28 protein-coding genes are annotated in these 23210 nt (G+C 74.1%); 12 read left to right on the top strand and 16 right to left on the bottom strand.

Annotated elements, in window-relative coordinates; all coding sequences use genetic code 11:
- Positions 1–52: 52 nt before the first annotated feature.
- Positions 53–1405, bottom strand: a complete 1353-nt coding sequence (locus ACFVXH_RS07340) for an ALF repeat-containing protein (RefSeq protein ID WP_387821649.1) — start codon at positions 1403–1405, stop codon at positions 53–55.
- A 174-nt stretch (positions 1406–1579) separates the two neighbouring features.
- On the opposite strand from ACFVXH_RS07340, the gene ACFVXH_RS07335 reads away from it, so the two are divergent.
- Both ACFVXH_RS07335 and ACFVXH_RS07330 read left to right on the top strand, forming a co-directional pair.
- Positions 1580–2524 (top strand): NAD-dependent epimerase/dehydratase family protein, encoded by a 945-nt coding sequence (locus tag ACFVXH_RS07335; protein ID WP_387821126.1) that lies wholly within the window; start codon positions 1580–1582, stop codon positions 2522–2524.
- Between the two features lie 114 nt (positions 2525–2638).
- Positions 2639–3715: a LuxR C-terminal-related transcriptional regulator gene (locus tag ACFVXH_RS07330; RefSeq protein WP_387821123.1), complete on the top strand. Its 1077-nt coding sequence runs from the start codon at positions 2639–2641 to the stop codon at positions 3713–3715.
- Between the two features lie 42 nt (positions 3716–3757).
- Here ACFVXH_RS07330 and ACFVXH_RS07325 read toward each other — a convergent pair whose 3' ends face one another.
- A complete protein-coding gene (locus ACFVXH_RS07325; protein ID WP_387821120.1) occupies positions 3758–4300 on the bottom strand; it encodes an SMI1/KNR4 family protein in 543 nt (180 codons plus the stop codon).
- A 150-nt stretch (positions 4301–4450) separates the two neighbouring features.
- On the opposite strand from ACFVXH_RS07325, the gene ACFVXH_RS07320 reads away from it, so the two are divergent.
- The 4 genes from ACFVXH_RS07320 to ACFVXH_RS07305 all read left to right on the top strand — a co-directional run bounded on the left by ACFVXH_RS07320 (position 4451) and on the right by ACFVXH_RS07305 (position 8073).
- Positions 4451–5050, top strand: coding sequence for a hypothetical protein (locus ACFVXH_RS07320; RefSeq protein ID WP_387821117.1), 600 nt, complete (start codon positions 4451–4453; stop codon positions 5048–5050).
- 69 nt (positions 5051–5119) lie between these two features.
- The gene (locus tag ACFVXH_RS07315; protein ID WP_387821115.1) at positions 5120–5593 is read left to right on the top strand and encodes a hypothetical protein; all 474 of its coding nucleotides are present in this window, start codon (positions 5120–5122) and stop codon (positions 5591–5593) included.
- Between the two features lie 105 nt (positions 5594–5698).
- Complete coding sequence (locus ACFVXH_RS07310; RefSeq protein ID WP_387821112.1) at positions 5699–7489, top strand: beta-galactosidase family protein; 1791 nt, start codon at positions 5699–5701, stop codon at positions 7487–7489.
- A 143-nt stretch (positions 7490–7632) separates the two neighbouring features.
- Positions 7633–8073: a hypothetical protein gene (locus ACFVXH_RS07305; protein ID WP_387821109.1), complete on the top strand. Its 441-nt coding sequence runs from the start codon at positions 7633–7635 to the stop codon at positions 8071–8073.
- A gap of 66 nt (positions 8074–8139) precedes the next feature.
- Here ACFVXH_RS07305 and ACFVXH_RS07300 read toward each other — a convergent pair whose 3' ends face one another.
- The 9 genes from ACFVXH_RS07300 to ACFVXH_RS07260 all read right to left on the bottom strand — a co-directional run bounded on the left by ACFVXH_RS07300 (position 8140) and on the right by ACFVXH_RS07260 (position 15346).
- Positions 8140–9399, bottom strand: coding sequence for an SLC13 family permease (locus tag ACFVXH_RS07300; RefSeq protein ID WP_387821646.1), 1260 nt, complete (start codon positions 9397–9399; stop codon positions 8140–8142).
- A gap of 149 nt (positions 9400–9548) precedes the next feature.
- A complete protein-coding gene (locus ACFVXH_RS07295; RefSeq protein WP_387821106.1) occupies positions 9549–10373 on the bottom strand; it encodes a DUF4253 domain-containing protein in 825 nt (274 codons plus the stop codon).
- A gap of 51 nt (positions 10374–10424) precedes the next feature.
- Positions 10425–11432, bottom strand: coding sequence for an aldo/keto reductase (locus ACFVXH_RS07290; RefSeq protein WP_387821103.1), 1008 nt, complete (start codon positions 11430–11432; stop codon positions 10425–10427).
- Between the two features lie 65 nt (positions 11433–11497).
- A complete protein-coding gene (locus tag ACFVXH_RS07285) occupies positions 11498–12379 on the bottom strand; it encodes a S1 family peptidase (protein WP_387821100.1) in 882 nt (293 codons plus the stop codon).
- Positions 12380–12503: 124 nt separating this feature from the next.
- Positions 12504–12896: a hypothetical protein gene (locus ACFVXH_RS07280; RefSeq protein ID WP_387821097.1), complete on the bottom strand. Its 393-nt coding sequence runs from the start codon at positions 12894–12896 to the stop codon at positions 12504–12506.
- Between the two features lie 280 nt (positions 12897–13176).
- Positions 13177–13386, bottom strand: coding sequence for a cold-shock protein (locus ACFVXH_RS07275; protein ID WP_355270029.1), 210 nt, complete (start codon positions 13384–13386; stop codon positions 13177–13179).
- Positions 13387–13691: 305 nt separating this feature from the next.
- Positions 13692–14102: a sigma factor-like helix-turn-helix DNA-binding protein gene (locus ACFVXH_RS07270; protein ID WP_074001055.1), complete on the bottom strand. Its 411-nt coding sequence runs from the start codon at positions 14100–14102 to the stop codon at positions 13692–13694.
- Between the two features lie 154 nt (positions 14103–14256).
- On the bottom strand, positions 14257–15042 hold the full coding sequence (locus ACFVXH_RS07265) for a helix-turn-helix transcriptional regulator (RefSeq protein ID WP_049657953.1): 786 nt from the start codon (positions 15040–15042) through the stop codon (positions 14257–14259).
- A 19-nt stretch (positions 15043–15061) separates the two neighbouring features.
- Positions 15062–15346, bottom strand: a complete 285-nt coding sequence (locus tag ACFVXH_RS07260) for a hypothetical protein (RefSeq protein ID WP_387821092.1) — start codon at positions 15344–15346, stop codon at positions 15062–15064.
- A gap of 756 nt (positions 15347–16102) precedes the next feature.
- Between ACFVXH_RS07260 and ACFVXH_RS07255 the strand changes: the two genes are divergently transcribed.
- The 6 genes from ACFVXH_RS07255 to ACFVXH_RS07230 all read left to right on the top strand — a co-directional run bounded on the left by ACFVXH_RS07255 (position 16103) and on the right by ACFVXH_RS07230 (position 19789).
- The gene (locus ACFVXH_RS07255; RefSeq protein ID WP_387821089.1) at positions 16103–16531 is read left to right on the top strand and encodes a hypothetical protein; all 429 of its coding nucleotides are present in this window, start codon (positions 16103–16105) and stop codon (positions 16529–16531) included.
- A gap of 4 nt (positions 16532–16535) precedes the next feature.
- On the top strand, positions 16536–16961 hold the full coding sequence (locus ACFVXH_RS07250; protein ID WP_387821086.1) for a hypothetical protein: 426 nt from the start codon (positions 16536–16538) through the stop codon (positions 16959–16961).
- 68 nt (positions 16962–17029) lie between these two features.
- Positions 17030–18289, top strand: a complete 1260-nt coding sequence (locus tag ACFVXH_RS07245) for a S1 family peptidase (protein WP_387821084.1) — start codon at positions 17030–17032, stop codon at positions 18287–18289.
- Positions 18290–18532: 243 nt separating this feature from the next.
- Positions 18533–19480, top strand: coding sequence for a Scr1 family TA system antitoxin-like transcriptional regulator (locus ACFVXH_RS07240; protein ID WP_387821081.1), 948 nt, complete (start codon positions 18533–18535; stop codon positions 19478–19480).
- Positions 19443–19574: a DUF397 domain-containing protein gene (locus ACFVXH_RS07235; protein WP_387821078.1), complete on the top strand. Its 132-nt coding sequence runs from the start codon at positions 19443–19445 to the stop codon at positions 19572–19574. The genes ACFVXH_RS07240 and ACFVXH_RS07235 overlap by 38 nt, the downstream gene beginning before the upstream one ends.
- Before the next feature lie 20 nt (positions 19575–19594).
- On the top strand, positions 19595–19789 hold the full coding sequence (locus ACFVXH_RS07230) for a DUF397 domain-containing protein (RefSeq protein ID WP_387821075.1): 195 nt from the start codon (positions 19595–19597) through the stop codon (positions 19787–19789).
- 69 nt (positions 19790–19858) lie between these two features.
- Here ACFVXH_RS07230 and ACFVXH_RS07225 read toward each other — a convergent pair whose 3' ends face one another.
- From ACFVXH_RS07225 to ACFVXH_RS07205, 5 genes are all read right to left on the bottom strand, one after another.
- Positions 19859–20086: a holin gene (locus tag ACFVXH_RS07225; RefSeq protein ID WP_049657972.1), complete on the bottom strand. Its 228-nt coding sequence runs from the start codon at positions 20084–20086 to the stop codon at positions 19859–19861.
- Between the two features lie 298 nt (positions 20087–20384).
- A complete protein-coding gene (locus tag ACFVXH_RS07220; RefSeq protein ID WP_387821072.1) occupies positions 20385–21008 on the bottom strand; it encodes a GNAT family N-acetyltransferase in 624 nt (207 codons plus the stop codon).
- Positions 21005–21850 carry a hypothetical protein gene (locus tag ACFVXH_RS07215; RefSeq protein WP_387821069.1) on the bottom strand — a complete coding sequence of 282 codons (846 nt, stop codon included), beginning with the start codon at positions 21848–21850 and terminating at the stop codon, positions 21005–21007. Before ACFVXH_RS07215 ends, ACFVXH_RS07220 begins: the two co-directional genes overlap by 4 nt.
- On the bottom strand, positions 21814–22470 hold the full coding sequence (locus ACFVXH_RS07210; protein ID WP_387821066.1) for a hypothetical protein: 657 nt from the start codon (positions 22468–22470) through the stop codon (positions 21814–21816). Before ACFVXH_RS07210 ends, ACFVXH_RS07215 begins: the two co-directional genes overlap by 37 nt.
- Positions 22467–22892 carry a hypothetical protein gene (locus ACFVXH_RS07205; RefSeq protein WP_387821063.1) on the bottom strand — a complete coding sequence of 142 codons (426 nt, stop codon included), beginning with the start codon at positions 22890–22892 and terminating at the stop codon, positions 22467–22469. Before ACFVXH_RS07205 ends, ACFVXH_RS07210 begins: the two co-directional genes overlap by 4 nt.
- Positions 22893–23210 lie beyond the last annotated feature (318 nt).

The following is a 23210-nucleotide window of genomic DNA, read 5'->3' as shown; positions in this document are numbered from 1 at the left end:
GTTCCGCTTCCGGATTTCAGCTCCCGGATTCAGCTCCCGGAGCTCCCGGGTGTCAGCTCTCGGTGGAGCGGCGGCGGGCGGCCACGACCAGCGCCGCTCCCGCGGCGAGGGCCGCGGCGGCGCCGCCGGCCTCCCAGCCGAGCCCGTCGGTGCCGGTGGCGGCGAGCGCGCCGGAACCGGTGCTGCCGGTGGTGCCGCTGCCCGTACGGGTCCCGGTGGTGGTCCCGGTGCCGGTGGTGGTGGTACCGGTACCGGTGCCGGTGGTGAGGCCGGCCGGCTGCACGGTCTGCGGCTGCTGCCCGGTGCCACCGGTGCCCGCGCCCGTCCCCGTACCGTTGCCCGCGCCGTTGTCCTGCTTGGCCGCCGCTGCCGCGTCCTCGGCCTGGGCCTTGGCCCAGCCGTCCTTGAGGAAGGCCAGGAGGTCCGCGTAGCTGCCCTCGTAGGCGGCCATGGCGGCCTTCTTCACCGCGGGGCCGCCGGTCTCGATGATCTGGGAGACCTTCAGCCGGTTGTCGCTGAAGCGCAGGTTCGGCAGCTCGACGGTCAGGAAGCGCCGCACGTCCTCGGCGTTGCCGTCCATGGCCTTCTGGGCGGCCGCGGCGGTGACCGGACCGGTCTCCTTGTCGGCGATGACGCGCAGCACCTCGACCCGGTCGTCCTCGAACTGGGCCTTGGCGAAGCCCTCGTTGAGGAAGGCGTCGACGGCCGCGTTGGTACCGGCGTCCAGCGCCTTGTTGGCCGCCTCGCGCACGGCCGGGCCGCCCTGGTCCATGAGCTGGCTGAGCTTGACCCGGTTGTCGTCGCTGCGAAGCCTGGGCAGCTTGGTCGTCAGGAAGGTCCGCAGGTCGGCCGCGCCGCCCTTGAGGGCCTGCTCGGCACCCTCGCGCACGCCGGGGCCGGTCTTGGGGTCGGCCACCAGGGCCTCGACCTTGGCGCGGTCCTCGTCCTCGGCGCGGGCGACGTACTGGCCGGTGGTCAGGAACGCGGTGATGTCCTCGTCGGTGCCGCGGAGGGCGGCCTTGGCGGCCGCCTTCACGGCCGGGCCGCCGATGGCGTAGATCTGGGAGACCCGGACCTGGTTGTCGATCCTGGTCTGCTCGTCGTGCTCGACGTCCAGGAAGTGCCGCAGCTCGGCGGCGCCGCCCTTGAGGGCCTTCTCGGCCGCCTCGCGCACGCCGACGCCGCTCTTCGGGTCGGCGAGGATGCGCTTGACCTCGGCGCGGTCGCGCTGCTCCTGGCCGTCGGCGTCCTGGGGCGCGGTGTCCTTGGCGGAGTCGGAGCCGGTGTCGGGGCCGGAGACGCCGGTCGGCTTGGGGGTGTCGGTGGCCGAGGCCGTGGTGGGGAAGAGGACGGCGGGGGCCAGAACGGCGGCCGCGACGACGGCGGACACCCGGGGCAGCTTCATCTTGAGCAAGACCTGCTTTGTACGAAGGATCATGAAACGCCAACAGCATAGATCCACTTTTACGACTGCCATACCAATTATTTGCCGAATCACCCATTCCCCCCACCCGGCTGCATATCGCACCGCGCCCCGCCCGCGCCCCGCCCGTCCGGGGCCGCCACTAGGGTGTGGCGGATGAGCTTCCACCTGGTCGTCGGACACGGGCCCGCCGGGGCCGCCACCGCCCGCCTGCTGGCCGAACAGGGCCACGAGGTCCGGGTCGCCACCCGTACCGGACGTCCCGCCGGGCCGGCCGTCCCCGGCGTCGAGCACCTCGCCCTGGACGCGAGCGACTCCGCGGCGCTGGCGCGGGCCGCCCGCGGTGCCGCCGCCGTCCACGGCTGCGCCGCGCCGCCGCTGCCGCAGTGGGCGCGGCTCTGGCCGGCGCTGAGCGCCTCGCTGTGCGCGGCGGCCGAGGAGAGCGGCGCGGTGCTGGTCATGCTCGGCAACCTGTACGGCTACGGGCCGGCGGCGGGGGCGCTGACCGAGAACCTGCCGCTCGCCGCGACCGGCCCCAAGGGGCGGGTGCGGGCGGCGGCCTGGGAGCGGGCGCGGGCGCTGCACGAGGCCGGGCGGATCCGGGCGGTGGAGGTACGGGCCTCGGACTTCTTCGGCCCCGGCGTCACCGACGGCGGCCACCTGGCCGCGCGGGTGGTGCCCAACCTGCTCAAGGGCCGCCCGGTCGCGACGCTCGGCGACCCGGACGCCCCGCACAGCTGGACCTACCTGCCGGACGTGGCCCGGGCGATGGCCGAAATCGCGGGCGAGGAGCGGGCCTGGGGCCGGGCCTGGCACGTGCCCACCGCCCCTGCCCTGTCGGTGCGCGCGATGGTCGAGCGGCTGGCCGCCGAGGCCGGCGGCGGCCCGGTCCCGGTGCGCCGCCTGCCCGCGGCGGCGCTGGCCGTGGCGGGGCTGTTCTCCCCGCTGCTGCGCGAACTGCGGGAGACGCGCTACCAGTTCGACCGACCGTTCACGGTGGACTGCTCCGCGTACGAGGCCGCGTTCACGGTGCGCGCCACGCCGCTGGAGGAGCAGCTGCGGGCCACGGTCGCCTGGTGGCGCGAGCACGGCGGCCGGTGACGGACGGGGGCGCCGGTCACCGGCGGGGGCGGGCGCCTCTCCCCATCGCTCCGTATCCGTCCTTCCTCGTCCGTTCACCGGACACGGAGACCCTGCTTCCGTAGGATTCCGTCCGTGGCCAAACGACGTGAGGTTGAGCGGGAAGTCCTGGGTTCCATAGGCGAGTTGGCGGCCTCCAGGCCGCCCGCCGGCGAGCTGTTCCGCGCGCTGCACGCCCTGCTGCTGGAACCGCTCGGCTTCGACGGCGGCTGCTGGCACGGCAACGACCCGGTCACCGGGTTCCCCACCTCCACCGTCGCCGACGGCCTGGACCCCTCCCAGTTCGAGCAGGCCGTGCACCTGGAGCTCCAGGGCGAGGACTCCACCACCTTCACCGCGATCCGCACCGCCGGCCACCGGGTGCAGAGCATCGACCGGGCCACCGACGGCCGCCCCGAACGCAGCGTCCGCTACCGGGAGTTGCTCAACCCCTGCGGCTACGGCGACGAGCTGCGGATCAACTTCGACCTGGGCGGCGGCCGTTGGGGCTCCGCGGCGTTCATGCGCGACCGCGCCCGCGGCCGCTACGACCTGCCCAACCTGCGTCTGGCCGAACGCGTCGCCGCTCCGATCGGCGCCGCCCTGCGCGACACCCACCTCGCCGCCCTGCGCGGCGCCCGCCCCCTGCCGCCCCTCCCCGCCCCGGCCGTCGCCATCCTGGACCGGTACGGGCGGCTGCGCTCGGCGGACGCGGCGGCCCGCGAACTGATCGGACGGATGGCCGAACCCACCGCCCACACCGGCGGGGTGCCCAGCGGCTTCCTCACCGTCGCCCGCCAGGCCGCCCGCCGCGGCGGCCCCGCCGAGGTGCGGGTGTGCACCCCCGACGGCCAGTGGCTGTCCCTGCACGCCTCCCCGCTGGACGGCCGGCGCGGCGGCGTCGCCGTCGTCGCCTCCCCGGCCTCCCCCGTCCAGCGCCTGCCGCTGGCAATCCTCGCCCACGGCCTGTCCCCGCGCGAACAGCAGGTCGCCCTGCACGCGGTGCGCGGCGCCAGTACGAAGGACATCGCCGCGCTGCTCCACCTGACCGTGCCCACCGTCCAGCAGCACGTCACCGCCATCCTCCACAAGACCGGCGTCCGCTCCCGCCGCGAACTCGTCGCCCTCCTGATGGCCGACCACCTCCCCACCCTCGGCCTGCCGCCGCGGTAGCGGACGTACGACGCGCGACTCCGGGCCGGACCGGACCGACCGCTACTCCGCCCGCCAGTGGACGAAGCGGGGCCGCTCCTCGCCCCAGGTGACGACGGCGCCGACGGGGCTCGGGCTGATCTCCCCCGAGACCACCCCGTGGAGGAACCCGACCATGCCCGGGCCGAAGACCCGGGGCGCGCCCCCGTCGCGGTCCAGGACGAGGACGGGCCACGCGTCGGGGTCGTCGCCGACCGTCAGCCAGCCCAGGGTGTCGGCGGCGCAGGACGCCCCCCAGGCGACGATCTGCCCGGCGGAGCGCACCTCGCCGGTGGGCTCGCCGTCCTCCTCGAAGAGCCAGCGCGCCTCCTCCGTCATGCCGCGCATGCCCGGCTGCGGGGCGTCCGGCGGCATCAGCTCGTCGGGGGCGAACACCGCGAGGGACCGGTCGATCTCCCCCGCCCCGTACCGCGCGACGAACTCGACGTAGTCGCGCGGGAACCGCAGACCCCACGCCGACTCGACCGCCGCCCAGTCACCGGATTCACCGGCCCCCTCGGGCGGGGGCATGAGCTCCAGAAGCCTGCTGATGTCGGATGTGTGCACCGTCGTTCCCTCTCGTGGTCTCCCGCGCCCCCGGCTACGGCTGCGCGTCGCGGCGCCTGCTAGCATCCGCGCAGTTCGGCGGCATGATCACAGGAAGAACAGGGCGGGGTCCAGATGCGGGACGGCTCGACAGTGGCAGCGGACGGCGAGGTGACGCGCCGTCGGCGGCGGTCACTGGGCATCGCGGCGGGGGTGTGCGTCCTCGGGGCGGCCGGGATCGGCGTGGCACTGCTGGCCGCGTCCCCGGGCGGCGCCTCGGCCGGGCCGGGCGGCCAGGCGAGCCCTGCCGCCTCGGCCAGTCCTTCGGCGAGCGCCTCGGCCGCCCCCTCGCCCGGCGACCCGGCGGAGAGCACTGCTCCGGCTCCAGCGCAGGCCCCGGCGGAGGCCCCGGCCCCGGCCCCGGCAAGCACCGACCCCGACCCCGCCGAGACGGTGGTCCCGGTCGCCGCGACGCAGGACGCCGGGACGGAGCCGCCCGCCCAGCCGGCCACCTCCCGCCCCCGGCCCCCGGCCGCGCCCACCACGCCGGCCCCGCCCGCCGCACCGGCCGCCCGGTCGAAGGCCCCGGCCGCACCGGCCGCCAAGCCGTCCCCCGACTGGACCGTCCCGCCGAGGCCGGAGCTGCCCGCGCCACCCGCGCCGGGGCCGACGAACGCCCACTGCCCGCCCTTTCAGGCGATGACGTACGACGGCTGCCGGCCGATCGGCCCGGTCATCACGCTCCCTCCCGTGGTGCGGCCGACCGGCTGACCCCGAGGCCACCGGCGTCCCGGCCCTCGTCGGCGCGCGTTGTCGCAGGTGGGAGCTAGGGTTCGGCCCGTGAACGTTCCCAAGGTCATCCCGATCGGCTACCAGCCCGACTACCGCACCCGCACGATCGGGCGGTGCGAGGGCGGCCAGTTCTACGCAACCGTCGTCGCGGCCTTCCGCGAGGGCTGGAGCGGCGACGACTGGCAGCCGCAGAAGCGCTGGCACGCCGTCCTCCACCGCTTCGACGAGGCCGGCCGCCACCTGGGCTCGCGCATCGAGTTCACCGGCACGACGGCGGACGGCGAGCAGCAGGCGATCGCCGCGGCCCGGCGGCTGCTGGAGCAGTGGCTGGACGCCCTGCCGGGGCGGCGCTACCAGGACATCGCCATCGCGCCCTTCGACGTCCGCTTCGAGGGCGCCCTGTTCGGCCTGGTCCTGGAGGTGGACGAGGAAGAGGAGGACGAGGAGGACGGCGTCTGGATGGAGCTCCACCCGGACGGCCTGGCCTTCTCCGCCCCCTGGAACGGCTGCTACGACACCTGAGCACCGACGGCCCGCGCGGCCCGTTCCTCGCTAGGCTCGGCGGTGCCGGGTCTCCGGGGCCTCCGGGGCCCGCGGGGGTGTCCTGCGGGAAGGCGGGGTGTGCGCATGCTCGGGTACGACGCGGACGGGTTCGTGCGGGACGGGGTGCCGCACCGGGTGGTGGCCGGGGCGGTGCACTACTTCCGGGTGCACCCGCGGCTGTGGGAGGACCGGCTGCGGCGGGTGCGGGCGCTGGGCGTGAACACGGTGGACACCTACGTCCCGTGGAACTTCCACGAACTGCCCGACGGGACGGTGGACTTCACCGGCTGGCGGGACATGGCCCGGTTCGTGCGGCTGGCCGGCGGCCTGGGCCTGGACGTGATCCTGCGCCCCGGCCCGTACATCTGCGCGGAGTGGGAGTTCGGCGGGCTGCCCGCCCGGCTGCTCGCGGTGGACGGGCTGCGGCTGCGCTGCGCGGACCCGGCGTACCTGGCCGAGGTGGACGGCTGGTTCGACGCGCTGGCGCCCGAGCTGCTGCCGCTGCTGGCGAGCCGGGGCGGGCCGGTGGTGGCGGTGCAGGTGGAGAACGAGTACGGCAGCTACGGCGACGACGCCGCCTACCTCGCCCACCTGCGCGACGGCCTGGTGCGGCGCGGCGTGGACTGCCTGCTGTTCACCGCCGACGGCGCCCACGACACCATGCAGCAGGGCGGCGCCATCCCCGGCCACCTCGCCACCGCCACCTTCGGCTCCCGCGCGCCCGAGCGCCTCGCGGTGCTCCGCCGCCACCAGGGCGAAGGCCCGCTGACCGCCATGGAGTTCTGGATCGGCTGGTTCGACCAGTGGGGCCTGCCGCACCACGTCCGCGACCCCAAGGAGACCGCCGCCTCGCTCGACGAACTCCTCGCCACCGGCGCCTCCGTCAGCCTCTACATGGCGCACGGCGGCACCAGCTTCGGCCTGTGGTCCGGCGCCAACCACTCCGGCGCCCACCCGCTGGACGCCGGCTACGAGCCGACCGTCACCAGCTACGACTACGACGCGCCGATCGGCGAGGCCGGCGAGCTGACCGAGAAGTTCCACGCCCTGCGCGAGGTCATCGGCCGCTACCTGCCCCTGCCGGACGGCGAACTGCCCGCCCCCGTACCCCGGGTGGCGCCGCAGCGGCTGGAGCGCGCGCACGGGCGGGCGCCCCTGGCCGAGGCCCTGGACGCGCTGTCGCGGCCGCGCCGGCACGCCGCACCGCTGCCGATGGAACAGGTCGGGCAGGACCGCGGCCTGATCCACTACCGCACCCGCGTGCCCGGGCCGCGCCCCGAACTGCCGCTGCGCATCGACGGGTTGGCCGACCGGGCGCAGGTCTTCGCGGACGGCCGCCCGCTCGGAACGCTGGAGCGCAACTCCCCCGGCGCGACCCTGCCGCTGGCCACCGGGCCCGACGGCGTCGCGCTGGACATCCTGGTCGAGGCACTGGGCCGGGTGAACTACGGCCCGCAGATGGACGACCGCAAGGGCATCACCCGCGGCGTCTCGCACGGCCACCAACGGCTCTTCGACTGGCAGATCCGCCCCCTGCCGCTGACCGACCTGACCGCCCTGCGCTTCACCGCCGACGCCGGGGTACGCGACGGGGAGCCGGCCTTCCACCGCTTCACCGCCGAACTCCCCTCCCCCGCCGACGCGTTCGTCGCCCTGCCCCACTGGGGCCGCGGACTGCTCTGGCTCAACGGCTTCCTGCTCGGCCGCCACTGCGCCGCCGGCCCCCAGCGCACCCTCTACGCCCCCGCCCCACTGTGGCGGGCCGGCGCCAACGAACTGGTCGTCCTGGAACTCGAACGCCACGGCACGGCGGTGGAGTTGCGCGACGCACCGGACCTCGGCCCGGTCACACCGGCCCCCAGCTCCGAGTACTGACCGGCCCGGGCCCGCCGGCCACTCCCCGACGCGGGACGTCGGACCCGCCGACTTCCTGCTCCGCCACGACTCGGCAGCACCAGGCCGGGCTTGGCATGATGGCGGCCGGCAGGGGCGGCGATCGCGAGAGGGTGGGCGAACAGGTGGACCATGACCTGAGGCGCGCGGCCGTCGCGGCGCTCGGCGAGCTCGGGCGGAGCCGTGACTACCGGGACCGGGCGGATGCCGGTCACGGCCTGGCAGGATTCGCCGACGTCCAGGAGGCCCTCGGGCCGCTGCTCGGGCTCGTGCTCGACCCAGGTGACACCTTCGTCACCCGGGTGACCGCGGAAGCCCTGCTCCGGCGGAAGGACAGGGCCGGGCTGTCGATCGTCGCATCCGCGCTGGCAGTCGCCGACCTGAGTCGCGGCGAATGGATCCACATGGCAGTCGTCGACGTGTTCGGCATCTTCTCCGATGATCGGGACGACGCGATGCGGCTGTGCGAGGAGATGTCGCGGAGCACTGACGACCGCGTCGCCTCGGGGGCTCGCCGGCTGCACGAAGCCCTGGCAGGGATCGATCCCGTCCTGCGCCCCGCGTAGGCCCGGCGCGGCCTCGGCGGGCGGGCGGAACGTCGAGGGCCCCGCTCGGAACGTCAAGGGCCCCGCTCAGACCCCGATCAGGCGCAGCGAGGCCCACAGGGCCAGGACCGCGGCGGCGAGGGTGGCCGGGACGGCGAGCAGGCCGAGGCGGGTGAACTCGCGCAGGTCCACCGGTACGCCGCGGTCGCGGACGATGCCGCGCCACAGCAGGGTGGCCAGCGAGCCGGCGTAGCTGAGGTTGGGGCCGATGTTCACCCCGAGCAGGACCGCGAGGACGGCGCCGGGCCCGACGGGGGCGGCCAGCGGCACCAGGGCGAGGGTGGCGGGCAGGTTGTTGATGACGTTGGCGAGGACGGCGGCCAGGGCGGCGGTGGCGAGCAGGGCGGGCAGCGCGGTGCCGGACGGGACGAGGTGGGCGAGGCCGGCGGCCAGGCCGTTGTCGACGACCGCGCGCACCACGATGCCCAGGGCGAGGACGAACGCCAGGAACGGCAGGGCGGCCGAGCGCACCACCGTCGCGGGGGTGGCGTGGCCGCGGGCCAGGGCGCGGGCGGCCAGGACGGTGGCGCCGGCGGCCGCCGCCCAGGCCGGGTCGACGTCCAGCGCGGAGGTGAGGACGAACCCGGCGAGCGTGCAGCCGACGGTGGCCAGGGCGAAGACCGGCATGGCGGGGGCCGGTCCGGTCTCGGGGGTCTCGGCCGGGGCGGCGTCCAGGTCGGCGGCGAAGCAGCGGCGCAGCACCAGGTACTCGACGCCGACCGCCGCCAGCCACGGCAGCGTCATGAGGGCGGCGAAGCGGCCGAAGCTCAGGCCGCTGGCGGTGAAGGCGAGCAGGTTGGTCAGGTTGGAGACGGGCAGCAGCAGCGAGGCCGTGTTCGACAGGTGGGCGCAGGCGTACAGGTGCGGTGCGGGCCGGGCGCCGAGGCGGGCGGCGGTGGCCAGGACGACGGGGGTGAGCAGGACGACGGTGGCGTCCAGGCTGAGCACCGCGGTGACGACCGAGGCGACGGTGAACACCTGGACCAGCAGGCGGCGCGGGCGTCCGGCGGCGCTGCGCGCCATCCATGCCCCGCAGGCGCGGAACAGTCCCTCGTCGTCGCAGAGCTTGGCCAGGACCAGGACGGCGGCCAGGAAGCCGATCACCGGTCCGAGGCGGGCGGCTTCGGCGGTGGCGTGCTCCAGCGGGACGGCGCCGGTCGCCACTAGCAGGGCGGCGGCCGGCACGGCGACGACGGCCTCCGGCCAGCCCCAGGGGCGGGCGACGGCGCAGACCAGGACGAGCACCAGGAGTCCTGCGGACAGGGCTTCGGCGCAGGCGGTGTTCAGGGCGTGCTCCTCGGGGGGGGTGGTGTGGTCGGTGCTCGCGCTCGGTTCGCGGCCCGGCGCAGCATGCCACACCGGCGGCGCTCGGCCGCCGGGCGGGTCCGGGGGGCCGGGGGGCATGGGCCCCCGGCCCCGTACCCCCCGGGGTCAGGTCAGTCCCACCAGAAAGACCACTGGTGGGCGCCCACCAGCTGCTCGGCGTAGGCGGTGAGGGTGCCGGTGCCCTGGAAGACGAGGTCCGGGCAGAAGGCGGTGTGCTCGGCGGCCAGCGGGAGCGCCTCGGCGAGCGTGGCGGGCGGCACGGGGACGCTCAACTCCAGGGTGGCGAAGCCGACTTCGACCACCTGGGCGCCGAAGCGGCGTTCCCAGTCGGCGAGCACGGCGGCGATCCTGCCGGTGTCGGCGTGGTTCGCCGGGCCGCCCCAGCCGCAGACCGTCAGCGCCTCGGCGCCGCTGCCGGCCCGCACCAGGCCGAGGCGGACGTCCTTGACGGAGCCCAGCACCTCGGCCAGTTCCCGGGCCTCGGTGCCGGCGGCGCCGTCGGGCACGGTGGCGGCGGGGGCGAGGCCGGGCCAGGCGCCGCCGTAGGGGGCCAGGGCCTCGTCCAGGATCCCGGCGTCCTCGCTCACGTCCTCGCTCGCGTCCCCGTCCTCGTCCTCGTCGACCTGCCGCCACCAGCCGCGCAGCAGCGCCTGCGGGTCGTAGCGGGAGGGCTCGGAGGCCTCGGCCGGGTACAGCTCGCCGGACAGCCAGGGCCGGTAGTCGTCGTCGGTGCGGTCCAGCGGGCTGAGCAGCAGCGGCCACAGGCCGGTCTGCGGGTGGGCGCGGTGCAGCTGCCGCCACAGCCCGGCGGGCGCGGGGTCGTCGCTGATCCACAGCAGCGGCTCCCGCCCGTCCTCCTCGGTGACCAGCCGGCCGGGCGGCAGGTCGACGGGCAGGGCGGCGAGGGCGGCGGCGCGGTCCGGGTGCTCGATCATGCGGCCCACCGTAGGGGCGGGCACCGACAACGCCCGGCGGCGGGCGCCCCGTCAGGACCAGGGCAGTGCGGCCCGCGTGCGCCAGTACGCCTCGGCGGGCTCGGCCATGGGCGCGAGGGCGGCGAGGTCCTCGGGGGTGGGGCGCAGGTGGGTGGCGGCGAGGTTGGAGGTGAGCTGCTCGGGGGTGGCGGCGCCGGAGAGGACGGTGTCGGCCCAGGGCTGGGCGGCGGCCGCGGCCAGGGCGAGGGCGTCGGCGGTCGCGCCGGTGTGCTGTGCGAGGGTGCGCAGGGCGGCGGTGTCGGGGCCGGTGGCGTTGCGGCCGGCCAGGCGGCCGTTGGCCATGGCCTCCTTGACGACGACGAGCCAGCCGGCCGCGTGGGCCTCGGCGAGGGCGGGGGCGGCGGAGGTCTCCAGCAGGTTCCAGGTGGCCTGGACGGCGGTGAACAGCGGTCGGCCGTCGGCGGTGACGGCGAGGGCCCGGCGGATGGTGTCGGCCTGGGCGGGGCCGCTGGTGGACAGGCCGACCCGCACGCCTTCGGCGGCGAGGGCGGCGAGGCGCCGGTGCAGGGCGGGGTCGGTGAGGGCGGGGCTGTCGGGGGTGACGGAGTGGACGAGGTAGACGTCCAGGTGGTCGCCGAGCAGGGCGCGGGTCTCGCGGATCTGGCGGTCGTAGACGGCCGTCGAGTGCTCCTTGACCTCGTGTGCGGCGACTCCGCTGGTCCGCCAGTCGGCGGTGTAGGTGTAGCCCCACTTGCTGCCGACCGTCACCTCGGCGGCGGCCCGGGGGTGTTCGGCGAGCCACTGGCCGAGGAACTCCTCGGCGCGGCCGTAGGAGCGGGCGGTGTCGAGGTAGCGGACGCCGGCGGCGTACGCGGCGTCGAGCAGGGTGTGGGTGCGGGCGCGCAGGGCGTCGACGGTGCGGTCGGCGGGCAGGTCGGTGTCGCGCCCGAGGTTGATGTAGCCGGGCCGGCCGACGGCCGCCGTGCCCAGGCCGAGGCGCGCGGGGTGCGGGCGCGCGGCGGGGGCGGGGGTTGCGGTGGCGGCGGGGTCGGTCGGCATGGCGGGCTCTCCTCGGGCGCGACGGTTCTCACCTGGGACTTTAGCCGCGTGGTGGTGCCGGGCCGTCAGCCGGCGGCGATGGTGGCGCGGATCCAGGGGGCGTAGGCGGGCACGTCGGTGTACAGGCCGGGGCCGTCCGCGCAGGGCACGCCGGGGGCGCCGGGGCCGGAGGTGGTGCCGACCAGTTCCCAGCGGCCGCCGCGGCCGCGCTGGATCTGGGGGCCGCCGGAGTCGCCGAAGCAGGCCATGGCCTGCGGGACGCGGCTGAGCGTGCACAGGCGGGTGGGGTCGGCGTAGCCGGGGGCGCAGTCGGCCGGTGCGCCGATGCGGCTGGGCAGTTCCTGGAGGCGGTCGGGGAAGACCATCTGCTGGTAGTCCTGGGTGTCGACGACGGTGCCGAAGCCGAGCAGCCGGGTGGGGGTGCCGGGGGTTCCGGGGTGGTCGGCGATGCGGATGGGCTGCCCGGCGGCGGGGCGGTCCAGGCGGACGAGGGCGAGGTCGTCGTGGTTGGGGCGGGTGGCGCCGTCGCCGAAGCCGAAGCCGGGGTGGACGACGACGCGCTCGACGTTCCGTACGCTGCCGCCGCTGTCGCGGTGGGCGCTGCCGATGCGCACGGTGCCCTTGAGGGTGACGCCGGTGTCCTCGGTGCCCACCACGCAGTGGGCGGCGGTCAGCACCCACTGGCGGTCGATCAGGGTGCCGCCGCAGGCGCCGTCGGCGAGCTGCTTCGCGCTCAGCGGGAGGGTGGCCATGAAGGGGTAACGCTCGCTGGAGTCACGGCCGTTGACGATCGCGGAGGCGCTGCCGCTCATGGCGGTGGCGCCCAGCGCGGCGGCCAGGGCGGCGACGGCGGCGACCCGGGCGCCGCGGCGGCGGGCGGGCTCGCGGACGGACGTCCGGGCGGCGGAGGTACGGGGGGCGGTGCGGACGGTCGTGCGGAACGACACGGGTGACGGCCTTTCGGTCGGTCGGCTGGTGCGGATACGACCAGTCAACTCGGCGCCCGCCCGCCGCAACACCCGGCCAGCGGGCCGCCCCGGCCTGGGGGTATCCCCCGGACCCGCCCTCGGGCTACCGGGTGGCCCACCCGTACTCCCCCGGCGACGGCGACGGCAGCGGGGGGACGCCGGTCGGGGGGACGCTCTGCTCCAGGCGCAGCACGAAGTTGACGTAGCCGAGCGGCTTGCCCGGCCAGTGGCGGTCGTTGCTGGTGAGCAACTGGCTGCGCAGGCCGTCGTGTTCGGTGACCGGTCCGGGGGTGGTGCGCAGGTTGGGCTGCCAGGTGCGGCCCCGCGGGTGGTGTTCCAGGGACAGCGTCCAGCTCTCCTCGTCGACCGCGATCGTGGCGCCGACCCGCCCCGGCAGCACCCGCAGTCCGTACGCGCCGCGCACGACCGCCCGCTGGTCGAAGTCGGCGCTCGTGCCGACCACGGTGATCCGCCACGCGCCGTGGAACCTGAGCACGCCTGCCTCCTCGCGCCGCGGCGCCCGCTCCGGCAGCGGGCGCCCCGTCCACGTCTACGGTCCCGGTCCGCCGCCGGGCTCACCCCGGGACGGGCACGACCGCCGGCTTCTTCACGGAACGGTCGGGTGGGACGGTCGCGGCTCCTGCTGTTCCCCCGCTTTTCCTCCGTTGTTCCTCCGCCCGGACCCCGGGGTCCGGGCAAAAGGCCGGGGCCCGTACCGCCTGTGCGGTACGGGCCCCGGTTCCCTCTACGATTCGAGAATCGTGCGGCGGGAAATGTCAGAGAGCGATCGGGCGGATGTTCTCCGCCTGGAGGCCCTTCTGGCCCTGGGTGACGTCGTACTCGACCTTCTGGCCCTCGAGCAGCTCACGGAAGCCCGAGGCGTTGATGTTCGAGTAGTGGGCGAACACGTCCGGGCCGCCGTCTTCCTGCTGGATGAAGCCGAAGCCCTTTTCCCCGTTGAACCACTTCACGGTGCCGAAAGCCATGGGAAATTCTCCTTCTAAGGCGCTGTAGCCCGCACTGCGCGGGCTACTCGTCGCCGCACTGATGACCCGCCGGGATCTCAGAAAAAAAATACGCCTGCGATGGGAATCAGCAGGCGCACACAGAGTTCATGGGAACCAAAACTGCAACTCCTACGACCGTAACAGGCCTCGGGCCGAAACGGGAATTCTCGCGGCGCTCTTCTTCGGCGCACCGGTGACGTCCGGGTGCGCCGCCGGCCGTACGGGCCGGCCCGCCGGCCCGGCCCCGGGCGCCGCACGGCGGGGGCGCCCCCGGGCGGGTCCGCTCAGCGGCGGGCGGCCGCCAGGGAGCGGAGCTGGACGTGGACGGCGGCGGGCTCGGTGCCGGTGAGGGCGGCGATCTCGGCGGCGGACAGGTCGAGGACCAGGTGCAGCAGCAGGACGTCCTGCTGGGCGGCGGTGAGGTGGGCGACCGGGCCGAGCGGCCGGGGGCCGGCCAGGGCGCAGACGCGGCGGCGCACCGCCTGCCAGGCGCAGGCGGCCGGGCTGGCGGTGGCCAGGGCGTCGAGCCAGTGGCCGCCGAGCTCCTCGAAGGCGGCGCGGACGGCCAGGGGCGCGTCGGCGGGCGACAGGAGCAGCGCGGCGTAGTCCAGGTAGTGGCGCAGGTGGAGGTCGTGCAGCGCCCACAGGCCCAGGGCGGGCCCGGGGGCGGCCGGGCGGCGTGGTGGTGTCGGCATGGTGGTGTCCCGAGTTTCCCGAGGTGTCCCGAGGTTTCCCGCAGGTGGCGCGGGCGGGCGCCGGCCCGCGACGGGGACGCGGGCGGGTGCCCGTCCGTGGGTGGCTGGGGTCCGCGGCCGGGACGCGGGTGGCGCGTCCCGGCCGCGGACCGGGTCACACGAGCACCGGCGGGTTGTCGTCGGTGCCTCCGCGGCCCGCCGCGCCGGAGTGGCCGGGGCCATCGTCGCGGTCGGCGGCCAGGTTGGTGCGCAGGGTCATCCAGAGCCGGAACAGGATGTCCGTCGACGTCCCGGCGCTGGAGGACTGCATGGCCCGGGTGAACTCGCTCTGGTACGTGCGCGAGTTGACCGGGAACGGGGTACGGGCGTTGTTCGTCCGGTCCCAGGCCGCCGCCCACAGCGCGCGGCGGGCCTCCCGGACCCCGCAGACCTCCATGTAGGCGAGGAAGACGGGTTTGCGCAGCGGGGCCTCGCCCTTGAGGACCAGGGCCAGCGTGCTGGAGGGCAGGCGCCCTCCCCGGTCGCGGGCCCGGCGGTCCAGTTCCCGCAGGGAGGGCCAGTCGGCCTTGCGGCGCATCTCGTGCATCGCCCGGCGCAAGTCGGCGAAGGAGTCGACCTGTTGGGGGTCGACCCGCCTCGGTGCGCGCAGCCGCCGGCTCCCCGAGGGGCGGGGCACGTGGGCCCAGTAGTTGGCGTGGACCCACTTGCGCCGGGCCGTCTTGAGGTCGCCGCCGCATTCGCCGGTGACGGCCTCGACGACCTTCCAGCTCGGCAGGGAGCGCCCGCTGGCGGCCCGTTGCAGGGTGGTGGCGTGGTAGTTGGTCCGAACGGCGAGCTGACTGTACGTCAACCCGGCCTGCTCGCGCTGCTCCCGCAGCCAGGCGGCCAGTCGGCTCAGCGCCGGCTCGGTCGTCTCGATCGGGTTCTCTCGGCGTCCCATCGCAGGCAGGCGCTCTCCCCTAGGCCCGTCCCCTTTGCAGCCTGGAGGCCAACAGCCAGCCCCCGGTGGTCAGTTCGAGCGCCACTCCGGCCGACATGCCGGTCGCCACCAGGGCGGCGGTGAGCGCGACCGTCAGGACGACCACGACGATCACCACGGCCACCTGGCCGGCGGTCACGGCCGTCACGGCCGTCACGGACGACTGTCCGGCCACGAACGGCCAGGGCAGGGCCGGACGGCGCGCGGGCCTCGGGACGCCGTCCGCGCAGGGGATGGGGACGCGCTTGTTCCGCTTCCTCGTCATCGAGGGAACCCTCCTATATCACTGTCCACTCCAACGGGTGGGCACTTGTGCGGTTGGCGTCGCACGGGGTGCCCGTTGGATGACACTCTGTCAGGCATATGGGTGAATCCCAATCGGTTCGGCGAACATCGCGCGGATTGATGCGCGACAGTCCCGGCCCCTACCTGAAATCTTGCGAACGTCGTACCAGGAAGCCGCAGTTCAGCGAATCGAAACCGGATTTTGATGCGCCTTTGTGCAGCGCGCCCTTGTAAGCCGTCCTGGCCGGGTGTGACGATTGACAGCGGCGTCACCCGGACCTGCGGGTCCGGAACCCGGGGGGCGCTGTTCACTCCAACATCTCGGGAACATCGGCAGCGGGCCGTGTTGGCGCATGGGCCCGCCCGAACAGCAGAGACCGCCCGGCCCCGGTGGCCCGAGGCGGTCTCTCTGCACTCCGGCGGTGGCGGGCGCTCCACTTGTGACGGACCCCGCCACCGCCCTTCCCCTCAGCCCTCGCATCCCCCGCCCTGCGCGGGCCCCCGTAGCGGAGGACTGTCCTCCTGAAATCGTTTGCTTGGTACGGGAGTTCACCGATGCGCCGTTCATCGGTTGTCTACCGGGGCGCCCGTCGGGGGTGCCCGCGGCCGTGGTGACCAGGGTGTCGACAGGACGTTGACCGCTTGTCTGCGGGAGTCCACGAGCGTGTTCCGGGTCCGGTCACGGACTCGGCGGCCGCCAGACGGGGCCGCCGGCAGACGACCCGGGAGGACTCGCATGTCCCGCATTCCCCACCGCACCCGTGCCGCCGCCGTCGCGGCCCTGGTGACGGCCGTCGCCCTGCCCCTCGCGGGCACGGCCACCGCCTCCGCGGCGGTGCCCGCCGGCGTCCAGAGCGCGTCGAACTCGACGCTGGCCGCCGACGCGCCCACGACCTGGGCGGAGAAGAACGGCGGCTACGTCCAGATCAACTGGACCCCGCCGAACAACGTCGGCAAGTACGACTGGATCGGCCTCTACAAGCGCGACCCGAACGCCATCGGCGTCAACAGCTACGAGACCTGGCAGTGGGCCTACAACCACGGCACCTCGTACCTGACCAGCGTCCCGGCGGTCAGCGGCGACTACTGGACGGCCTACGTCTCCTACGACTACGCCTCCAGCCAGTACCGCATCATCGAGTCCCACCGCTCCCACATCGACTGAGCCGATGGCCCTGTCGACGAAGGCGGCGGCGCTGGCCCTCGCCCTGCTGGGCGCGCTGCCCGCCCAGGGCGCCGCGGCGGCCGGTCCCCCCGTACCGGCCGCCGCGGCGGCGGCCCAGTCCGCGCCGGGCACCTGGGCCGCCGCCGTCCACGTGAAGGAGACCCAGGTCGTCACGATCGGCTGGAACTACAACGGCAACCCGGTCGGGAAGTACGACTGGGTCGGGCTGTACAACTGCAACCCGGACAAGTGCGGCGTGAACTCCTACGTCTCGGGCGCCTGGCAGTGGGCCTCGTACGGCACCTCGTACACCTTCACCCGGGAGCTCACCGACTCGCTGGTCGGCGCGTACTGGACCGGCTACATCTCCTACGACTACGCCTCCGGCCAGTACCGGCTGATGTCCTCGCAGATGAACATCCTCGCCTGAGCGGTGGCCCGGCGCCCGCTCGCTCCCCTCTCACCTCAACACGTTCGATCCGCACGAAGGAGAAGACCATGAAGGTCTCCAGGAAGACCCTCGCCAGGGCCGGAGCCGCGCTCCTGCTCGCCGGGGTGACCCTGGCACCGGCCGCGGCCCAGAGCCCGGCCGTGGCCTCGGCCACCGGAACCGTCGCCTTGACGCCCCCGGCCGCCCCGGGCGGCGCCGCCCACGCGCTGGCGCAGCAACTCGGGCTCCCCGAGCAGCAGGTGGCGCAGCGCCTCGCCGCGGAGGGCGGGCTGTCGAAGACCGCCCGGGCGTTCCGCGACAGCCAGGGCGCCAGGGCCGCGGGCGTGTGGCTCGACGTGATGGACGGCGAGGTCCACGCCAACGTGCTGGACGACGAGGGGGAGCGCGCGGCCCGGGCCGCCGGCATCATCCCGCAGCGCGCCGCCTACACCACCGCCGAACTCCGGGAGGTGCACGAGCGGCTCGACGCGGCCGCGGAGAAGAAGCTGACGCCGGGCGACAGCTCCTGGTCCCTGGACAACCGGACCGACCGCGTCGTGCTGGACGTGCCGGCCGGCACGGACACCGAGGCGCTGTTGCGGACGGCCGGCATCACCGACGCCGACCGTGCGAAGGTCAGCGTCACCACCCACCAGGGGACCGCCTACGCCCGGACCGGCCTGGTCGGGGGCGACGGCCTGCGGGACGAGAACAACACCGGCACCTGCTCGGCCGGAATCATGATCAAGCAGGCCGGTGTGACCTACCTGGTGACCGCCGGCCACTGCTGGCTGGGGCAGTCGAACCCGGCGGTCCGGCGCGACGACAGCTGGCCGGACAACCAGGGCAACACCCGGATCGGCCACATCGCCGACCGGCAGTTCCCCGCCTCGGACTACGCGCTGATCGCGATGGACAACCCGCGGGGCTGGACCCCCGGCGGGAGCGCGGTCAAGACGTCCAGCGGCTACAACGTCTACAACGACTACATCCGCAGCGCGGACAACCAGATCGTCGATGGCGGGACCATCTGCGCCTCGGGCGTGGCGAGCGGCTGGAGGTGCGGCACATTCGTCGACGGCATCTCCACCTACACCACAACGATAGGCAACGAGACCTATACCTCGACCCGCCAGGTCAAGGTCGCCGGAATGCAGTCGGATTACGGTGACAGCGGAGGCGCGGCCCTCTACGGCACCAGCGCCGTCGGCACCGTGACGGGCGGCTCGACCCCCGGCAGCGCGCCGAGGCCGTACACCTACATCCAGCCGCTCTCCACGATCGCGCGCGATCTCGGCGCCATCTCCACGGTCGACTGGCACCAGTGACCACCCCACGGCACAGGTGAGGAACGCGAGCACCCCCTGTACGGGAAGCCGGCCCGGCCGGCTTCCCGCACACGCCTGCTGGGGCCCGTCCCGGTGGACGGCGGCAAGGGCGCACGCCGGGGGCACGCGCCATGACGCTGTGCAAGCAAAAGACCGCATTCCGGTACTGAACGCCGAAGTACGGGGATACGGTGGCCTCCCGATACGCGTGTTGAGCACGTGGCGTGCGAGCTGGGGGTAGTGATGGCACGGCGGAAGATCAAGCGGGGACCGACGGCGAGCTCCGCGATCCTGTTCGGTGAAGAGGTCCGCCACGCGCGGGAGTCGGCGGGTTACACGCAGGAGCGATTGGGCAAGGAACTCCACCTCGACCGGACGGTGATCTCGCGGACCGAGAGCGGACGGCGGAAGCCTCCGGCCGACGAACTCGAGGAAACCGAACGGCTGCTGAACACCGGCGGCCTGTTGAAGCGGCTGTGCAACGGGGTCGACTGGAGCGCACAGATCGACCATCCGGACTGGTTCCAGACCCATGCCGACTCGGAGGCCGAGGCGGTCGGGGCCTACGTGTTCCAGACCGACTACATGCACGGGCTGCTTCAGTGCCGGGACTACGCGCGAGCGATGTTCGAGGCGGGCGGAACGGGTGAGCACCCTGAAGTGATCGAGGGGCGGGTCGCGGCGAGGCTCGCACGGCAGAAGCGCTTCCTCGCCGAGGGCGGGCCGCAGTTGGTGGTCCTCCTGGACGAGAGCGCGATTCGATCGGTGGTCGGCGGACCGAAGGTGATGATGCGGCAGATGCAGCACCTGCTGGACATCGCCCGGCGCGAGAACATCGTCCTTCAGATCGTGCCGTTCACGGCTCGGACGACGATCATCAACTCCTCAATGGTCATTCTGGAGATGCCGGATGGCCAGCACTCGGTGTACTCCGAGAACCTTGACAAGGGCAATCCCTGTGATGATCCGATCATCATTTCCGGGCATCGGCACCGCTATGATCGCCTGCGTGGCGACGCGCGCACGGCGAGCGAGTCGCTCACGCTGATCGCCGAGGCGATGGAAGGGTTCAGGGATGATGCGGAACGAGCTCGACGCGGCCAGCTGGCGCAAGAGCAGCCACAGCGGCACGAACGGCGGCGACTGCATCGAGGTGGCCCCCGGATTCCCCGGTCTCGTCCCCGTGCGTGACTCCAAGGACCCCCACGGCCCAGCCCTTGTTTTCCCAGCCGCCGCCTGGGAAGCCTTCGTCAAGGCCGTCCGCACGGGCGGCCTTCCGACATAGAACCCTCCGAAGGGGCAGCCATGCCGGCCTGGCGCAAGAGCAGCTACAGCGGGGACAACGCGGGCGAGTGCGTCGAGGTGGCCCCCGGGTTCCCCGGTCTCGTTCCCGTGCGTGACTCCAAGGACCCCCACGGCCCGGCCCTCCTCTTCCCGGCCGCCGCCTGGGACTCCTTCATCACCGCGATCCGGGGGGACGAGTTTCCGGTCGGCAGCTGACTAGACGTCAATTTCGTTGCAGGGGGCGGGGTGCCGGATGGCTCCCCGCCCCCTGCCGTGCCGAACCGACTACTCGCGGTTGCTGCGGCCCAGCAGGGCGGCCGAGTCCGGGTCGCCGATGCGGGTCGCCACCGCGCCCTTGAGCACGGTCAGGGCCGCGGGCAGCGCCGCGACCGCCGCCGCCTTGAGCGAGCCGATCGATGTGAGGTCGAACTTGTCGGCCAGCAGCAGGCCGAGGAACGCCACGGCGTACGTGGCGACGGTGCGCTCGACCAGGTCGACGATGAGCTTCCGCATGGTCAGGACTCCTTCGCGGTGAAGGTGGTGGGGTGCGCGGTTGCGGAGCACCCGGTGGCGGCGCCGTTCTTCGGAGGGCATGCCGTCCTGCGGGACTGCGGCGGGGTTGCCGGATGCGGCCCGGGGCGGGGCCGTCGGGATCGGAGCGGTCGGAGGGGGTCGACGGGGCCGGAGGGTCGGAGGGCACGCGCCATCGGGGAGTTGCCGCCCCGGTGTACACGTTCAAGCCGCCGGATCCGACGACGCGCCCCGGTATCGATTTCCTTGCCGCGTCCGGTCCCGCGCCCCGCGCCCCGCTTCACCCCGGCGGGGCGCTCAGCTCCATGGCGCGCGGCGCCGCCGCCAGGGCGGGTACGTCGCCGACGTCGAGGGCGGTGTCCGCCAGCTTGATGACGTGCTCGAGGAGAGCGCGTTCGACGGCCGGCTCCGGTCGAGCGGGCGGCGCGGAGGGTCTACCCGTCTGCGCGGGGACGCGTATGGCGTAGGTCATGAAGCCGTTGCGCTCACCGGTGAGGGCGAAGCCTGCCTTGCGGAGGACGCGGCCGGAGGCGGGGTTGTCCGGACTGTGCTTGGCGCGGACCTCCGGCAGGCCGAGGTGGTCGAAGGCCAGGGCGAGGAGCCTGCGGACCCCTTCGGTGGCGTAGCCTCGGCCCCAGGCGTCCGCGCGCAGGATGTAGCTGACGGCGGCGAGGGGGCGGTCGTGGTGGAGTTTGACGATGCCGAGGAGGTCACCGTCCACGGCGAGGCCGAGCACGTACAGCGTGCGCGGTGACTGTGCCGCTGCCGCCATGATGTCGCGTAGGCGGTAGCGGGCTTCGTCGGCGTCCATGGGCGCCCGGCCCAGGTACTGCGTCGACTCCGCGCTGTAGATCCGGAGCAGGGATTCCTCGTCGCCGGGGCCCAGCTCCCGCAGGTCGATCATCCGCCCGCCGCTTCGATGAGCTTCGCCAGTTCGGCGGCGGTGGGCCGCTCGTCGGGGGCGGCCAGCAGGGCGTAGCGCAGCCGGGCCTGGAGGGCGGGCCAGGGCATCGCGGTGGACATGGGGACGGCCCGGTGGGCGATGGCCTTGCGGATCTCCTCCACGGGCGTGCCCTTGGGGAGGCCTGCGGTGTCGTAGTCCAGCGGCCACGTGCCGGTGACGCAGGTCCACAGGGTTCCGGCGAGGGCGTAGATGTCGGCGGTCTGTGTCGTGGTGACGGGCTGGGGGCCGTTGATGATCCGGGCGGCGAGTTCTGGGGCGGTGAGGTGGATCATCGTGCCGCCGAACGTCGGCCACGGCGTGCTGCCGATCCGCCGCGACCAGGCGAAATCGAGGAGGCGCACCGTCCCGTCCTCGCCGTGGATGCCGTGCGCGGGCTGGAGGTCCCCGTGCACCCACCCGTCGGCGTGGAGGTCCGCCACGGCGCGGCACAGTCCGACAGCGGCGGCGAGGGCTTCGTCCTTCCCGCCGTCTCCTTTGCGCACGGGGCGGAAGACCTGCCACGTGGACGGCCCGGCCAGCCACGGAGTGACGTACCAAATGCCGTCGGCGAAGCGGCCGGCGGTCACGGTGTAGCCGGGGAGCTGGTCCAGGACGGAGGCTTCGCGGGCGGTGACCTCGGCGGCCTCGCCGGTGCCGAGCTTGATGCTCGCCGAGCCGCGCGGACCGTCGGCCTTCCACACCGCCGAGCCCCGACGGTTGCTGATCTCCGTCAGCTCGATCGGCCCACAGAAGGCCTCCGCCGCGCTCAGCGCTTCGCGGGCCTCGGCAGGGAACTCGCCCATTCTCGAACTGCCTTCCATTCACAAGGGACGTGCTCGAAGACGTCGCGGCCGTCGTCGGCCGAGACCGCCAACGCCGCCGCGAGGTCCGGGGTGGTCTCCAGGAACTGCGGGTCCAGCGACCGGACGCCCGCCCGTACCGGGAGGAACGAGAGGGGCGGCGGCGGGATCCGCTGCCCGCGCCGGCCGGTCTCGACCGTGCCCTGGGGGAACTTGCCGAACATGACCCCGACCGGGGCGTACAGGTGCTTCAGCGCCCAGTGCGGCCAGGCCATCAGCTCGCGGTGGTCGGCGCCCTCGCAGTGCCCGCGCAGCACGACGTTCTCGCACGCGAGGACACCGAACGGCCGGCCCATCAGCGGGCGAACCCACTCCGCGGCCCGGACCCCGGCGTGGAACAACTCCGCCTCCACGGCGTACCGGTGGCTGCCCGGGGCAATGTCGTAGACCGTCCACCCCGTCATGCCGCGCGACGTGGACGGTCGCAGGAACGGGCAGTGCTCGTACAGCCCGGCGAGGTACCCGTCCACGTCCACGCTGACGGGGTTCTCCGTCCGGGCTTCGGTGAGGCGGAGCGCCCCGGCGGTCGGCCGGGGCGCTCCGCCGGATGGTGCGGTGGTCACAGGGTGGTCACCGGCGGGGTCAGGTCGTCGCCGTCGCCGTCGCCGGGCTCGGGCGAGCAGTTCCACTCGGCCCAGACCTCGCCCGTCTCGCGGTAGCGGGCCAGGGCCTCGGCGTCGACCGTGCCATGGGCGTCGGCGAACCAGACCTCCGGGAGCGGGCCGTACGCCTCCTCGTACGCCGACACCCAGGAGACGAAGCCGGTGCCCGCGTCCTTGACGTGCGTCAGCTTGCGGCCGGCGTGCCGGAGGGCGAACGCGTCGTGCGCGGCCGGGTCGCTGACGAGACGGTGCCACGCCGCGTCGACGGCGGCCGAGAACATCTCCGGCCTGGCCTGGCCCGCCTCGATCCGGTGCGCGGCGATCGTGAAGAACTTGCCCAGCTCGTCCAGCTCGACGCTGGGCGTGACGGTGGTGGCACCCATGCACTTCTCCAATCCGTGTTCACCTCTGCTCGCTCGTACCTCGGGCGAGCAGTCATGCGGTGGCGCCCCGTCCCGGTGGAACCCTCGCGCTGCCACCGCGCCGGGAGTCTTGGGGCGACCGAAGGCGCGGGTGCCGTCCGGAAGCGGCCGGAGGCCACGAGCACGGTTACCAGCGCGAGGTCCGGGCAGCACCTCCCGGTACTCGCACCTGGCCCTGGGGGTGCGTCTCACCATCGGTCTCTCCTCCTTCGCCATGGCGATGGGGGTGTGTCGTAGACCGTAGGAGTTTCAGCCGGACGCTCTCCAGCAAGTTGCACG

The sequence above is a fragment of the Kitasatospora sp. NPDC058184 genome (assembly GCF_042883725.1).
Taxonomy (GTDB): domain Bacteria; phylum Actinomycetota; class Actinomycetes; order Streptomycetales; family Streptomycetaceae; genus Kitasatospora.
Note: the sequence above shows the minus strand (reverse complement) of the source record. Positions and strands in the feature narration are given on the sequence as shown.